13 protein-coding genes, 1 tRNA gene and 2 pseudogenes are annotated in these 14,975 nt (G+C 54.5%); 7 read left to right on the plus strand and 9 right to left on the minus strand.

From position 1 onward, the window contains the following. Positions 1-2 precede the first annotated feature (2 nt). Positions 3-1,346 (minus strand): Na(+)-translocating NADH-quinone reductase subunit A, encoded by a 1,344-nt coding sequence (locus tag AC2FJC_RS19510; protein WP_496740930.1) that lies wholly within the window; start codon positions 1,344-1,346, stop codon positions 3-5. Between the two features lie 288 nt (positions 1,347-1,634). Between AC2FJC_RS19510 and AC2FJC_RS19515 the strand changes: the two genes are divergently transcribed. Then, positions 1,635-2,750 (plus strand): THUMP domain-containing class I SAM-dependent RNA methyltransferase, encoded by a 1,116-nt coding sequence (locus tag AC2FJC_RS19515; RefSeq protein ID WP_496740932.1) that lies wholly within the window; start codon positions 1,635-1,637, stop codon positions 2,748-2,750. 94 nt (positions 2,751-2,844) lie between these two features. Continuing rightward, positions 2,845-2,921 (plus strand) — tRNA-Pro (locus AC2FJC_RS19520). Positions 2,922-2,992: 71 nt separating this feature from the next. Here AC2FJC_RS19520 and AC2FJC_RS19525 read toward each other — a convergent pair. After that, on the minus strand, positions 2,993-3,976 hold the full coding sequence (locus AC2FJC_RS19525; protein WP_496740934.1) for a tyrosine-type recombinase/integrase: 984 nt from the start codon (positions 3,974-3,976) through the stop codon (positions 2,993-2,995). A gap of 17 nt (positions 3,977-3,993) precedes the next feature. Further along, positions 3,994-4,143 (minus strand): annotated as a pseudogene (locus AC2FJC_RS19530) (excisionase family DNA-binding protein); the annotation flags it as partial. Between the two features lie 345 nt (positions 4,144-4,488). Between AC2FJC_RS19530 and AC2FJC_RS19535 the strand changes: the two are divergent. Together AC2FJC_RS19535 and AC2FJC_RS19540 are read left to right on the plus strand one after the other, a co-directional pair. Continuing rightward, positions 4,489-5,004, plus strand: a pseudogene (locus AC2FJC_RS19535) (type I restriction-modification system subunit M N-terminal domain-containing protein); the annotation flags it as partial. Positions 5,005-5,110: 106 nt separating this feature from the next. Then, on the plus strand, positions 5,111-6,022 hold the full coding sequence (locus AC2FJC_RS19540; protein ID WP_496740936.1) for an HsdM family class I SAM-dependent methyltransferase: 912 nt from the start codon (positions 5,111-5,113) through the stop codon (positions 6,020-6,022). 216 nt (positions 6,023-6,238) lie between these two features. On the opposite strand, the gene AC2FJC_RS19545 is transcribed toward AC2FJC_RS19540, so the two are convergent. The 3 genes from AC2FJC_RS19545 to AC2FJC_RS19555 all read right to left on the minus strand — a co-directional run bounded on the left by AC2FJC_RS19545 (position 6,239) and on the right by AC2FJC_RS19555 (position 7,300). After that, a complete protein-coding gene (locus AC2FJC_RS19545) occupies positions 6,239-6,499 on the minus strand; it encodes an NAD(P)H-dependent oxidoreductase (protein ID WP_496740938.1) in 261 nt (86 codons plus the stop codon). Between the two features lie 237 nt (positions 6,500-6,736). Beyond that, positions 6,737-7,036, minus strand: coding sequence for a hypothetical protein (locus tag AC2FJC_RS19550; RefSeq protein WP_496740940.1), 300 nt, complete (start codon positions 7,034-7,036; stop codon positions 6,737-6,739). Beyond that, positions 7,037-7,300 (minus strand): hypothetical protein, encoded by a 264-nt coding sequence (locus tag AC2FJC_RS19555; RefSeq protein WP_496740942.1) that lies wholly within the window; start codon positions 7,298-7,300, stop codon positions 7,037-7,039. It abuts the gene before it with no gap. 209 nt (positions 7,301-7,509) lie between these two features. On the opposite strand from AC2FJC_RS19555, the gene AC2FJC_RS19560 reads away from it, so the two are divergent. Then, on the plus strand, positions 7,510-8,184 hold the full coding sequence (locus tag AC2FJC_RS19560) for a hypothetical protein (RefSeq protein WP_496740944.1): 675 nt from the start codon (positions 7,510-7,512) through the stop codon (positions 8,182-8,184). Between the two features lie 649 nt (positions 8,185-8,833). Here the strand turns inward: AC2FJC_RS19560 and AC2FJC_RS19565 are convergent. Beyond that, positions 8,834-9,235, minus strand: coding sequence for an XRE family transcriptional regulator (locus tag AC2FJC_RS19565; RefSeq protein ID WP_496740946.1), 402 nt, complete (start codon positions 9,233-9,235; stop codon positions 8,834-8,836). 140 nt (positions 9,236-9,375) lie between these two features. Next, complete coding sequence (locus AC2FJC_RS19570) at positions 9,376-9,864, minus strand: Lrp/AsnC family transcriptional regulator (protein WP_496740948.1); 489 nt, start codon at positions 9,862-9,864, stop codon at positions 9,376-9,378. Positions 9,865-9,946: 82 nt separating this feature from the next. Here AC2FJC_RS19570 and AC2FJC_RS19575 point away from each other — a divergent pair, with 82 nt between their 5' ends. Together AC2FJC_RS19575 and AC2FJC_RS19580 are read left to right on the plus strand one after the other, a co-directional pair. After that, positions 9,947-11,146, plus strand: a complete 1,200-nt coding sequence (locus AC2FJC_RS19575) for a methionine gamma-lyase (protein WP_496740950.1) — start codon at positions 9,947-9,949, stop codon at positions 11,144-11,146. 14 nt (positions 11,147-11,160) lie between these two features. Beyond that, complete coding sequence (locus tag AC2FJC_RS19580) at positions 11,161-13,533, plus strand: thiamine pyrophosphate-binding protein (protein WP_496740952.1); 2,373 nt, start codon at positions 11,161-11,163, stop codon at positions 13,531-13,533. Positions 13,534-14,229: 696 nt separating this feature from the next. Here the strand turns inward: AC2FJC_RS19580 and AC2FJC_RS19585 are convergent. Continuing rightward, positions 14,230-14,481: an SH3 domain-containing protein gene (locus AC2FJC_RS19585; RefSeq protein ID WP_496740954.1), complete on the minus strand. Its 252-nt coding sequence runs from the start codon at positions 14,479-14,481 to the stop codon at positions 14,230-14,232. Positions 14,482-14,975: the final 494 nt, after the last annotated feature.

Here is a 14,975-nt window from a genome sequence, read left to right on the forward strand (position 1 = left end):
GATCAGCCCTCCTTTTCAATCTTTGTCAGGCAGTCGCGCAGCGCCAGCCCATATTCATATTTCGCCGGACAGGCAAAGCCGATAAGGCCAAGGTCCTCTTCGTCCAGCTCCAGCGCACCTAGCGCCTGCGCAGTATCGGTGTCCATTACCAGCAAAGCGCGTAGCAATTGCGTCGGCAAATAGTCCTGCGGCATCAACTGTTCGAATGTACCAGTCGGAACCATCGCACGGCGTCCACCATTCAGATTGGACGTGAATGCAAACAGCTTCTTGGCAAAGGCCGAGCCAAGAACCGGCTGGACCGCGTATTTCGACGGCATCGGAAGAATCCAGCCCAACGTATGCTGATCATGGTCTTCGCGGATGATGCTGATCTGACGCGCGAAACGGCCCAGGTAGGCTTGTGGCCCCTCTGCATGACGGCCCGACAGGATCGAGCCCGAGATTACACGGGCCGTGCCGTCCACATTGATTTCGTCACGGGTAAGATCATCGGTCGATGCCCCCATGACGGTGCGGATCAGGCGGGGTTGACGCGCGCCGGGGCCTGAAAGGGCAACCACGATGTTCGGATCCAGATGGCCCGTTTGCATCAGACGGCCAATCGCGATGACATCCTGATAGCCGATTGTCCAAACCTGCTTTTCGCCGGCCAGGGGCTCAAGGAAGTGGATGTGGGTTCCAGCCAAGCCTGCGGGGTGCGGTCCGGAAAATGCTGCGGCTTCAACGCCCGGAACGTCGGCGCCCGGCAGGGCTGCGCCCTCATTTTGGCACAGATACGTCTTGCCCTCGGTCAGCTTGGCAACTGCGCTCAGGCCGACAGCAAAGGCGTCACCTGCATCCTGGATAATGATCGCGGCATCAGCGGCCAGAGGCTCGCTATCCATCGCTGTCACGAAAATTGCCGTGGGCTTGGTACCCGGTGCGGGCATCTTGGAATAGGGCCGCGTGCGGAAAGCGGTCCACAGGCCAGCCGCACATAGACGTTCGGTCACGCCCTCGGCGGTATCGGCGTCGCCCACAGCCGAGAAATCCAGACCTGTGTCGTTGACGTCCGAGACTTCGATCACGACGCTCTGCAACACCCGACGCGCACCACGGTTGATGGCCACGATCTTGCCGCTGAGCGGGGCGACCATCATCGCCTCGGGCACGTCCTTGTGGCAAAACAACGGTGTGCCCCGCTGAACCTCTTCACCCTCTTGAACCAGCATGCGCGGTTTCAGGCCCAGATAATCAGCCCCCAAAACCCCGACAGACCTGAATTCAGGACCCGGTTGGATCGTCTGCTCTGGCGCGCCTTGCACCGGCAACTCCAACCCTTTTTTCAGTTTGAAAGTTTGCATGTCGCTACTGTCTTCCAAGCCTCTTTCCTGCAACACATCGTTCCCACCACTGCATAGTGGCACAAAACGATCTGTATGTGGGAGCCTGTGAGCAAAAAAGGCGCATAGCACCTGTTTTCATTCCAAGCTTCGTTTTGATCACGGTCCCTTTACGCGGGGATGTTGCCAAACGCAAACCCGTTGCCGCCTAAATTGCCGATATTTTGTCAAATTAACTTGAAGGGCTGCATTTTGGACCTGTTGAAATTGCATATCGCACCCGCAACACTTCCGGTGTAAGCACCCGGGATGGAACCAAACAACGATTTTGAGATTTTTCTGGTGGCAACGCCCGGCCTCGAAGCCCCGCTGCATGCCGAAACAGTCGAGCAGGGATTCGCAGATGCAAAGCCGGTACCCGGCGGCGTCACTTGTCGCGGAGGCTGGCCTGAAGTCTGGCGCGCGAACCTGTGTCTGCGCGGCGCGAACAAAGTTCTGGTGCGATTGGGCGGGTTTCCTGCCGTCCATTTGGCGCAGTTGGATAAACGGGCCCGAAAGTTTCCCTGGGCCGATTTTTTGCGCCCCGATGTGCCGGTCAAAGTCGAAGCGACAAGTCGCAAATCCCGAATCTATCACGCAGGGGCCGCCCGGCAACGTATCGAAATGGCAATTACGGAAACTCTGGGCGCACCGGTTTCGTCCGATGCGGCTGTGCGCGTCCTGCTGCGCATCGAAAAGGACCTTTGCACATTTTCGATCGACAGTTCCGGCGAGCCTTTGCACAAACGCGGCCACAAACCGGCTGTCGCCAAAGCCCCGATGCGCGAAACGATGGCGGCAATGTTTCTCCGAGAGTGCGGATTTGATGGGGCCGAGCCAGTTTTGGATCCGATGTGCGGCTCTGGCACCTTTGTTGTTGAAGCCGCTGAAATCGCGCTGGGGCTGCGCCCCGGCCGTTCCCGCAGCTTTGCCTTTGAAAATCTGCCAAGTTTTGACCCCAACGTCTGGTCCTCGATGCGCCAGCAACAACCTTTGGCCGAACCGGACGTGGTTTTTCATGGCTCAGACCGCAATAGCGGAGCGATTGAGGCCTCGACCAAAAACGCTGACAGGGCCGGGGTTGCCGATTTCACCATGTTTCAGACGCGCTCGGTCAGCGACATAAAACCCCCGTCGGATGCCGCAGGTCTTGTTATTGTCAACCCACCCTATGGTGCCCGGATCGGGGATGAAAAACGCCTGCGATCCGTTTACGGCAGCTTGGGCAAGGTACTGCAAACCAAGTTCAAGGGCTGGCGTGTTGGTATCGTGACAAGCAACGCAGGCCTAGCTCGATCAACCCGTCTACCGCTGTTGCCCCCGGGGCCATTTGTGGACCATGGCGGCACCAAAATCCGACTGTATCGAACCGGTGTGCTGGCCTGACCTTATGTAGGGAAACGACGAAGGCAATTCGCACAAAGGACACGGAAACCCCCTTGCACATCCAAAAATGCGAGTATAGATCACGCGCCACGGTCGGAGTGTAGCTCAGCCTGGTAGAGCACTGTCTTCGGGAGGCAGGGGTCGGAGGTTCGAATCCTCTCACTCCGACCAATAAAACAAGGCGCCCAAGGGCGCCTTTGTTGTTTCTAAGACAGTGATCCGAGGTTCGTTGAACCTGAGCGTTAGTCGAACTCCAACGCACTGGCAGCCTTTCGTAGATGCTCCGGGCTGTAGCGCGCGTAGACGGATGCGGTAATCTGAGAGTCTGAATGACCGAGAAACTGAGCAACCTCATCCATCGAGATACCTGACTCAGCCATATGAACAGCCGCCGTGTGCCGCAAGACGTGCGGTGACACGTCAGGCAGGCCCGCCGCGACTGCGGCCGCCTTGAAGCCTTTCTTGATCGACTTTACCGATCCGCCGGCCCACTCCACGACATAGTCAGATAATGCGGCTTTTCGTGCGTTCAAAAGCGCAGCATACAGACTCTCGGTCATGGGGACGATGGCCCTGCCCTTCCTCTGCCCGTCTCCAATGCGGAGATTGATTTGGCGGCGTTCAAAGTCGACCCGATCCCATGTGAGTTCTAACACAGCCGTTACCCTGGCAGCCGTCGACAGCATCAGCCATATAGCCAGCTTGATGTGCGGTGCGCAGTCTACCGCCAGGAGCTGTGAAATCTCCTGGCGCGTCAGATACCTCTCCTTGGGAGCCGGTTTGCTGGGGCGCTCGATGTAGGGTGCCCTATCAATCAGCCCGGTCTTCTCAGCCCAATTCAAACAGGTCCTTAGCTTGCCAAGCTGTGTCCAGATCGTGCCGTCCTGAATACCTGCCTGCCGTCGATCTGCGATGTAGGCTTTGCAGTCTTGCACGCTTATCTGATCCGGACGAAAAGCGCCAAACCAAGGAAGCACAGAACGGCCTGTGTATCGCATGCTCTCGTGCGCCGGCCGACCCTCGACTGTCACACTATAAGCATTCCAGATCGCTGCCACGGTCAGTTCATCCTTTCCGGCTGTTTGGGCGAGCAGGACATCACGGGCTTCGGCTTCCGCGCTTTCGAGGGTGTCCGCGTCAAGACGATACCTACGTCTGCGTCCATCTTCCTCATACCAGACAACGACGAAGCGGTTGTTGAGTTGACCGATGCTATATTCCTGCACTGCTCATATTCCTCTACTTTGTGCGCGGGGATGCGAAACTGACGGCGAACTCTGAAGTATCCGAGCTGGCCAGATTTGCAGAGCTGACGCACAGTTTCGGAACTGCAGCTCCAGCGCTCTGCGAGTGTCTTAGGGGTATACGGCGGGGACAAAGTGCGCTCCTTCATTTTGGCAAAATCATTTACTCTATAGCGTTCGCGACGTGGGATGCATTTTGGATTTCCAAATATTTTTCAACTTATTGAAAACAAACATAAGATTTTTTTCTATTCGAGCCAAAAATCCAATCCCGATTCAGGCGCAACCAATATGCGGAATGACCACTTCTGGCTGATCTTCGGACAATTCCTTGCGATTTTCTGCCAATGACAGGCGAACCACTTGTTTCTTCGAAGACTGCCTCAAGATAGAGGTTCAGGACCCGGTCGAAGCAGCAACTCTCATTTCGACCTACCATTCATTTTTGATCTCGCTATCCTGCGCCCAACTGACAACAAAAAGACGATTTCAACATGCTCACAGGCCCCATCCGTTCCCAAGTCGATCAAATCTGGAATGCCTTCTGGTCAGGTGGTGTATCCAACCCGCTCTCGGTGATTGAACAGATCACCTACCTGCTGTTCATCAAGCGACTGGACGATCTGCATACTGTCGAGGAAAGCAAGGCCGAAATGCTCGACGTCGAGATGGTGCGTCGTATCTTTCCGGCCGGGAACGACCCCAAGGGTGAGCCATACGAGAGCCTCCGCTGGTCGCGCTTCAAGAACTTTGAATCGCGGGAGATGATGCGCATCGTCGATGAGCATGTATTCCCGTTCCTGCGTGAACTGGGCGAGGAAGGCTCATCTTACGGCACACACATGAAGGACGCGCGGCTTGGCTTCTCGAACCCAAGCTTGTTGGCCAAGGTTGTTCAACAGCTCGATGACATCCCGATGGATGACCGCGACACCAAAGGCGATGTTTATGAATACATGCTCGGCAAGATCGCCAGTGCCGGCCAGAATGGCCAATTCCGCACCCCTCGCCACATAATTCAGCTCATGGTCAACCTGATGGCTCCCACGCCGAAGGATGTCATATGCGATTCCGGCCGCAGGCACATGCGGTTTCCTTGTGGAGGCCGGAGAGTATTTGCGCAGCAACCACCCCAATATGCTGATGGACAAGGACAGCCGCCAGCATTTCCATTCCGGTATGTTCCACGGCTTCGATTTCGACAGCACTATGTTGCGGATCGGCGCAATGAATATGACTCTGCACGGAGTCGAAAACCCGGATGTCTCCTATCGCGACAGCCTAGCCGAGGAACACGGCGAAGATGAGGGTCGCTATTCTTTGATCCTTGCAAATCCGCCCTTTGCCGGATCCTTAGATTATGACACCACCGCCAAGGATCTGCTGAAGGTGGTGAAAACCAAGAAGACCGAACTACTCTTCATCGCGTTATTCCTGCGGCTGCTGCGCACCGGCGGGCGGGCTGCGGTGATTGTGCCCGACGGGGTGCTGTTCGGCTCATCCAAGGCGCACAAAGATATCCGACGGATGCTGGTGGAGGATCACAAGCTCGAAGCGATCATCAAGCTGCCTTCGGGCGTCTTCCGCCCCTATGCTGGCGTGTCCTGCGCCATCGTGGTCTTTACAAAGACTGGTGTCGGCGGAACCGAAGACGTCTGGTTTTACGACATGACAGCGGACGGCTATTCATTGGATGACAAGCGAACGCCGCTCTTAGACGCGGACAATTTGGGTCCGTTAGCCGAGCTGAGCGAAGAAGCGCACGTCAAGAACAACCTCCCCGACATTCTGGCTCGCTGGAACGCGCCGGCTAGCGAGGCCGACCGTCCTCGCACCGCGCAGAGCTTTATTGTGCCCGCTGGGGATATCATCTCCTCCGGCGGCTGGGACCTGTCGCTCAACCGCTACAAAGAGATTGAGCATGAGGAGGTCGAGCTTCAGGCTCCTTCTGAGATCATTGCTGAACTGCGAGAGATCGAGAGGGAAATTTCCGCAGGGCTGGATAATCTTGAGGGGAGACTGGGATGAGTTGGGCCAGTGTTGCTCTCGCCGACGTTTGCAGCGTTAACGTGGGAAGAACGCCAGCGCGCAAAGAAGCTCGCTATTGGAAAGACGGAATTCACCCATGGGCTTCCATCGCGGACCTGGGCAAGCAACGTGAGCTTTTTCATACAAAAGAGTGTTTCTCGGAAGCAGCCCGGTCCGAATGCAACATGAAAGAGGTCAAAACCATTTCCGTTCCACTCAAATTCCAGCGAGATGGTATCTCCTATGACGACCTTTCCGAGGAAGAAAAGGAAGAGTGGGATGCGTTAGAATGGGATGAAGAAGGTTCAGCATTCCAAAGTGTTGAAGCGGGACTTGCGTTGTCAGAAGGGTGGCCTCGTGCCCGCCATGCTGCGAACCTGTTGATGCAAAAACCGCTCCGACTTTACCAACCAGTGCGTTCCTGGCCCAAAGCCCTCCGGCCTGATCCAGGAAGGACTTCATTTGGCCAGCCATCATGCCAAATCGGGTCTGTAAGCAATCGTCGGTTTCTTCTCTCCAGAGTAGCTCAATAGCTACCGTCGTTCATAGTTGGGGTTGCCTGGTCGCAGTCCAGATCCCATTCAGCGATGACCTGGCATGTGAGCAGCAGTCCTTCACGGGTGATGACGGCCGCCAGGAGGGTTCTGTGCTGTGTGAGAGGCACCTTTCTGTTTCCGGTCTCTCCGGGGATCATCCGTTCGAGGTCACCGAGCCTTATCTGCGGACGCCTCCTAACAGCGTGACATGCGGTCCAAAGCTGCTACTGGCCTCTCTTTCCGTTACCGCATGGGATTTCAGAAAGCCCATTGGCGTGGTCCTCGAATACCCTCTTTTGTTTTCGAACCAGTCACGCACGAACGCGGTGATGATCTGCGGCTCACCCGTAGTGAAGCCTGTGACCTGCCCTCCGACGTTTACACCCATCTGTTTTAGAGCCTCTAGGGTGATATTCACCGGAGAAGCGCCCTTGCCGAGTTTCTCAGTTGCGACCTTAATCGCCTCGGTGCGGTTCATTTACGCGTCCACTCCCTTCCGGGTCTGGGTGACGTTGTGATGGAGATCCATGTAGTTTGCAATCACCGTCGGCAGGTCTTTGCGGCTCACCTTTGATTGAGGCTCTCCGGCCAGGTTCACTGCTGCGCCATAGCGGTCCTTGAAGACGGTGTAGTCCTCACCTTCCTCGATGAGGATCAGCCTGGCAATCCGCGTGGGTTCGTAGGTTGAGACCTCTAGAACACCATTCCGTTCCAGTTCTTCTTTGGTTCCAATTGCGATCAATTTACTATTCCTTACTATATCTGCCCGGTCATCTTCCGAAATTGTTTCAATGTCAATGTGTCGCGGTTTCAAGAAAATTAATGCCTAAAATCAGAGGCTTTCACATCCATAAAAAATGTTCGACGAAGGTGGCTTGAGCGAAAGGGTCTTGCTACGCATCAGTGACGCAGAAGCTAGATTGCCCACCACGATTCTCAAAGGGAGGTTATATGAACGCCGAGAAAGAGTTCAACTTGATGAGTTGGTCCAATTCGATCCCGTTGTGTGATGATCTTTACCTTGGAATGCAGGCACGGAATATCGCTATGGTGGACTTCTCTGTTTTGCGCAGCATTGAATTTGAAGCTGCACAAGCCTTCATCGAGAGAGAGCGCACTCCTTCAGACATTTTGCTGCCTCTCTCTGCTTTGAGCCAAATGTGGGTTTTTAGCGTCTATGAGTTTCTTCGGACTTGGCGTCAACGCGCAAAAGAAATTATTGAATCAGCCGAAAAAATTGCCGCCATTGAAAACTCGCACCGCCCCGACGCATTGCTGGAAGTTGTAGAGGCAGCGAAAGTCAGGGAAAGGATGGTCCGAAATGCTCCAACTTGGCATTCACGGCATCTCGCAAAGGCAGACAATGAAGAGTTTGTTATATCGATCCGCACTTATTGGGATTTCTCGGAACCTATTTTTCGAGATGCCGAAGCTCTGCGGGTAACTATAGCAAAGCACGAGGTTCCAAAGACAAGAGGGATTGTTGCAGAAGCACCTGGTTACGGCAGGATGAACCATTTCACGGGTTCAATTTATTGGTTTGTAACTCTTAAGGACGAAAGCCAAATCCAGGTTGACCGGCGCAAACTTGGGAACATGTTTTTTGGATTGCCGGAAGACGAGTAGGATAACAACTTAGGCTCTGGTTCCGCGCCTACTGATGTTAAATAGCCGTAATCGCGCTTGCGCTCCGAGCTTGGACAGAACATCATTTAGGCGACTAGTCGGGTCATAGAGGCTTGGCCATTAGTCTAGATTTTCCAGCATTTCGTGCTGTTAGAAGGCCAAAAAATACTGACTTTATGAATAAGAAACCTTCATCTTCCTGCGCTATCATCAGATGAACGTCTTGCAGCGGCTTTTGCTTATGCGGAGAGCCACTGCAACGCAACAGCGACGAACTATCTGGCCTTTCACTGAATGGTTAGCAAGCCAGCTGGTCAGAGAGAAGCTGACTTCTTGCTACTTGTGTTCCTACGTAGTGAGGCTTGGGAGGTGGTTTTTTCCAGCGTCTTGTTTGCAGCGAAGGATTAGGACACTAGCAGCTCATCCTCAACTTCCCAAGGGGACTCGGCGAAACTCAGCACGTCAACCATTCCTCGCCGCCACCCCATCTAAGGCCTCCTTCGAGCCCTGCGAAGTTCGCAGAGCCACCGCAGCAGCTGCACCCGCCGAAGAGTAATGCCGGGGTCGCTGTTTTTGCTCACATCGCGAAGGAAGCGCAGCCAGGCGCGTTCGTTGGGTGTCAGATCGCCAATCTTGTCACACATGGTTTCTATCTCCCGAAGATCGCGTTGATCGCAGCCTGTGACCTGTTCGTAAGCCTAGGGTCGGTGTTGTTGGAAGCCTCACGGATCGCTTGTAACCAGCCAACTTCGTTCGCCGTGACGGGCTCCCCGAATACCTCCAAGACTGCTTCAGCTGCTGTCTTACCAATCGCCTGTTCTAGAGCTAGCTGCATAACGAAAGCAGGGTCCGCGTCTAAAGCAGTAGCCAGTGCCGGAACGCGATCGAGCGCAACCTTGGAGCGACCCTGCTTGATCATCGTGATCATGTTCTGGTTCACATAGCCGGCCAAGGCGGCAATCTCAGCCTGGCTCTTAGTCGGTTTCAATTCGAGCACCCTGCGCTCGACGTATTTTGCCAACCTTGTTTTTTCATGTGGTTTATTTGTCATCGCTATCCTCTCAGAAGTGATGCAGCACGCGCTGCACGTCTTTGATATAGCGACGGTGAGAATGGGAAATTGCGGAAAGAAAAAAGTCAATCAAATAAATGTAAAAACGATTGGCAACAACTCATTCTAACTGGGTCCATTTATTCGGGCGGAAAAACGGCGGTCTTTTTTACTGTTCCATAGACAAAGCTGGTATCGATCGAGGCTATGCCGCCTATCGGATGAATTCGGTGACGAATAAATTCCTCGTAGGCCTCGAGATCCGATACCAAAACCCGCAACTGGTAGTCCATTGCGCCGGTAAGAACGTGGCATTCAAGAACTTCATCGATCATCCGAACGCGTTTCTCGAAGTTCTGAACGTCCGTTTCGTTGTGTCGCTCCAACCTGATACGCACGAAGACGGTAATGGCCATCCCATATGCGGCAGCGTCAACGTCGGCGCTGTATCCCTTTATCACTCCGTTGGCTTCAAGGTTTTTGACCCGGCGCAAACACGGTGAGGGAGACAAGTTCACCTCGTCGGCAAGATCCTGGTTCGTCATGCGCCCGTCACGCTGCAGAGCTCGAATGATTTGCCTGTCCTTAGCGTCCACTTTACCCTCATCCTTAGCATAATCTGCCAACATTTACTCTCATGTTGGCATACTTCGCAATCATTGGCTCAAAGCTAAGGCGCAAACTAGCTTCAACATGATTCAGGAGCTTGTAATGACTCGTTCAACCGGATTTGCCACCCGCGCCATTCACCATGCTTATAACCCTCTGGAAAATGACGGGGCGCTGACACCACCGCTGCATTTGACGTCCACGTTTACCTTTGAAACCGCAGAAGCTGGTGGAGAGATGTTCGCGGGCGAGCGTGAAGGTCATATCTACAGCCGTATTTCAAACCCCACATGCGACCTTCTTGAACAACGCATTGCCGTGCTTGAGGGGGCCGAGGCCGGGCTAGCTCTTTCAAGCGGCATGGGGGCGATCACGGCAGTGCTCTGGACCCTGCTGTCGCCAGGTGACGAAGTCATTGTGGACAAAACACTCTATGGCTGCACCTTCGCCTTTATGCGTCATGGTTTAGCGAAATGGGGGGTCACGATCACACATGTCGACATGACAGACCCTGAGAACCTGAAAGCGGCCGTTTCTGACAAAACCCGCGTTGTCTATTTCGAAACTCCAGCCAATCCGAATATGCGCTTGGTGGACATCGCCGCGAGCGCCGAAATTGCGCATTCGGTCGGTGCAACGGTCGTCGTCGATAATACCTACGCTAGCCCGTATTTGACCCGCCCGATCGAGCACGGGGCAGATATCGTTCTGCACTCCGCCACCAAATACCTCGGTGGGCATGGCGATGTGGTTGCCGGTCTGGTTGCCGGGTCCGCCGAACAGATTGCTGAGATCCGCCTTGTTGGGATGAAGGACATGACCGGCGCGGTAATGGCCCCTTTCAACGCGATGTTGATCCTGCGTGGTCTGAAGACACTGAACCTGCGTTTGGATCGCCACTGTGCGTCCGCCAAGGTCGTCGCAGATTTCCTCGAAGCACATCCCGCTGTCGGAGAAGTTTATTTTCCCGGTCTTGAGAGTTTCACCCAGCATGATGTCGCGCAGCGCCAGATGTCCCAACCCGGCGCTATGATAGCGTTCGAGATCAAATCCGGTCTGTCCGGAGGAATTGAATTCATGAACCGCCTGAATATGATCCAGCGTGCGGTGTCGTTGGGCGACGCGGAAACACTGATCCAACACCCAGCCTCCATGACTCATTCGACGTATACCCCGGAAGAGCGGGCTGAGCATGGGATAAGCGATGGCCTGATCCGTCTGTCTGTCGGGCTAGAGGATGTCGAAGATATCCTTGCAGACCTAGAGCAGGCTTTGCCCTACCCTGCTCGCAGCGCCGCCTAAACCCGGAGACCACCATGCTCATTGATCCCACCCAAATGAAGATCGTCGAACAGCGCCTGCTGTGGTTGTCTCATTGGATGATCCACCATGCCAACCATGTCCGACCAAAGGTGGATGGGATCAAGATTGGTGGCCATCAGGCTTCGTCTGCTTCGATGGTATCGATTATGACCGCGCTCTACTTCTCGGCCTTGCGCCCTGAGGACCGGGTTGCAGTCAAACCCCATGCGTCGCCGGTGTTTCATGCGATGCAGTATCTCATGGGTAATCAGACTCGCGAGAAGATGGAGAATTTCCGCGGATTTGGGGGTGTGCAAAGTTATCCCAGCCGGACGAAGGATATAGATGATGTTGATTTCTCGACCGGGTCTGTGGGTTTAGGTGTCGCGATCACCTCGTTTGCCTCGATCATTCAAGACTACATCAAGGCCAAAAGCTGGGGCTCAGACGCGCCAATGGGACGTATGGTAGCCCTGGTAGGCGATGCCGAACTGGATGAAGGCAACGTCTATGAGGCATTACAGGAAGGATGGAAGAACGACCTGCGAAACACGTGGTGGATCATCGATTACAACCGACAGTCGCTGGACGGTATCGTCCGGGAAGGCTTGTTCGAACGGATCGAGAAAATCTTCGATGCGTTCAGTTGGGATGTCGTTCGTGTGAAATATGGGGTCTTGCAACGCGCTGCCTTTGAAGAGCCCGGCGGCGACCGCCTGCGTGACTGGATCGATGCTTGCCCCAACCAGGACTACTCCGCTTTGACTTTCATGGGTGGTGCGAATTGGCGACAGCGTCTCTTGGACGATCTGGGTGATCAGGGGGATGTGACCGCTCTGATCGAACGGCGCACGGATGCAGAGCTCGCAGACCTTATGGAGAACCTCGGCGGCAACTGCGTCGAGACAATGGCCCAAACATTTGCCGCCATCGATCATGATCGCCCGACATGCTTCCTAGCCTACACCGTCAAAGGATGGGGCACCCCTATTGCAGGTCACAAGGACAATCACGGCGGGCTAATGAACAATAGCCAGTTCGCCGCGTGGCAGTCGCATATGGGTGTGCCGAAGGGCGAAGAATGGGAGCCGCTTGCGACAGTGCAGGACCCAGACGCATTCAAAGATTTTCTGGCCAGCACGCCGTTCTTTGCTAAAGGTCCGCGCCGCTATTTTGATGACAAGCTGGAAGTGCCGCCAATCGAAATCGACACCAGCCGCGAAATCTCGACACAGATGGCGTTTGGTAAGATCCTTGACGATCTATCAAAAGGCGACGGCCCAATGGCCGAACGCATAGTGACGACCTCCCCAGATGTGACAGGCACAACAAGCCTTGGTCCTTGGGTGAACCGGCGCAAGCTATTTGCCCGATCCGAGCAATCCGACGCCTTCATAGAACACCGGATCCCTTCGACGGCGAAATGGGAATTCACGCCGGAGGGGCAGCATATCGAACTTGGTATCGCCGAAATGAATCTCATGTTGCTTCTTGGAGCGGCGGGTCTTTCGCATTCCGTATTCGGTAAGCGGCTGATCCCAATTGGCACCGTCTATGATCCATTTGTCAGCCGCGGCCTCGATGCACTGAATTACGCCTGCTATCAGGACGCGCGCTTCATGCTGGTTGGCACACCATCGGGCGTCACACTCGCACCCGAAGGTGGAGCACACCAATCCGTTGGAACACCGCTGATCGGGATGAGCCAAGACGGGTTGGCAGCATTTGAACCCGCCTTTGCTGATGAGTTGGCAGTGATCATGGAATGGGCCTTTGACTACATGCAGCGCGATGGTGAAGGGCAGCCGGACGAGCGCACCTGGCTACGCGATGAAACCGGAGGCTCCGTCTATATGCGCCTGACCACCAACCCGATTGAACAGCCCGGAAAACGTGTCGACCAAGAGTTCCGCCAAGGTGCCATTGATGGGGCCTATTGGTTACGAAAACCCGGGCCCAATTGCGAAGTTGTAATCGCCTATCAAGGAGCAGTCGCGCCGGAGGCAATCAAGGCTGCCGGTATGATTGGTGAAGGCCGTCGCGACATAGGTGTATTGGCCGTGACATCCGCAGATCGCCTGAATGCTGGATGGACCGCCGCTCAACGAGCGCGTTCGCGCGGCAATCGAGCGGCACGCTCTCACATCGAAACCCTGATGTCCGACCTTCCGTCACACTGCAAGCTCGTCACCGTTATCGATGGTCATCCTGCAACTCTATCCTGGCTCGGGGCAGTGCTTGGACATCAGACTATCCCAATGGGTGTCGAGCATTTTGGTCAGACCGGAACAATCGGCGATCTATATCGCCACCACAGCATTGACGCAGACGCAATCTTGGAGAAAGTGAACGGCCTGACTCATGGCAAAGCTCTTCACCGTGCATAAGTGGGCTGGATCTAGGCAATAATGTAGAGAACAAACTAGCACTGAACATAGACCACGATAACTAGCGGACCATGTAGACAGTGCTCTGAGGTTCAATGAACCTGCCGAACCTGAACTTGGCTGGTTTGATTGGCGATAACGCCTGGAAAACAGGGCTCCTTTGACTAAAATTCAATAACTTGGCCCTCTGCACCGGTCTTCGGGAGGCAGGGGTCGGAGGTTCGAATCCTCTCACTCCGACCAATAAACAAGGCGTCAAATGCAGGGATAATTAGCCTTTTGACCAGTTAACTTACCGTTTCGCCAATTAAAGTTACCTGTGGTGGTCAGATTTTTTGCCAGTTCCAGCGCTCGTTCTAAAAAATCGGCTCTGCCCGGACCTTCGACTAACTTACAATTGCCGCGGTGGGGCCGACCAATCCGGCCATTCGCGACGCATGGAAAATCTTAAACTGGCAAATTCACGTTCGGCGGGCCAAATCGGAGTCTTCAAAGCGGCTCTGGTAGACAGGTTTACACGCGTCGCACTCAATAATTCCTTGGAGGCAGGTTATTTCAGCTAGGTCGCGACTGATCTAGCAACTGAGTTGCTTACGGCGACCAGGAAAAACAGTCGCCGGATAGCCAAAAAAGCAAAGATAGTTTTTTCCGACCTTTCATAGCGCTACATAACCGGCGGCCCTTGGAATCGTCACATCACAATTTTCGTAAATAGGCCCAAGACACATATCCCTTAAGCTGACGTGCGCGATCAAGCGACACTCGGCACCAACGCGTGCCACCAGTTTGTTCGCAACTGTGAACCCGCAGAGCGGTTCCATTCGGAAGCCCAACGATAACGATATAGCCTGTCCCCGGCCCAGCACGCATTTTCAGCATGTCACCCTCTTCGACCGCAAAAACCTCGTATCGTCCAAGTGAGGCCGCTGCTGCAGTCTCAGTGGTCATAAAAATCCCTAGAACAAATGCCGCCAGGGGGAAGAAGATTGTGTTGCGCATCGGGTTTTCCTGCTTGTTGCCTCGGGCACCATCTTAGCGAACCGGATCGACAAGCGGAACAATTCCCAGCAATTACTTTAGACGCCGTTCGGCATCCAAAGTGTTCTAAGCCCGAAATAGCACTTCACAAAGACAAAACGGATGTTTGGTTTGTCGATGCTCTTCCGGCGCAAGGCACTTCGACTGCATCCTGCAGTTGCCGTGTTCTGACCTCATCCCAATGACCTGAATTGTTAGACACCATCGGGGTCCGGAATGTGACGCCATCATAGTCACCGTACTTGAGAGCGTTTTACCAGAACCGTGTCCGTCCGGTGAATGCGACCTAACGCGTTCGATAGAGTGTGTCTAAGTGTCCACCATTGATAGTGGACACTATGAGGCACTCTATGAGCATGCGTAAGAAGCGGTTTTGGTCGGATGAAGAGAAGCGGGAGATTTGC

The sequence above is a fragment of the Ruegeria sp. CDSB117 genome (assembly GCF_059611005.1).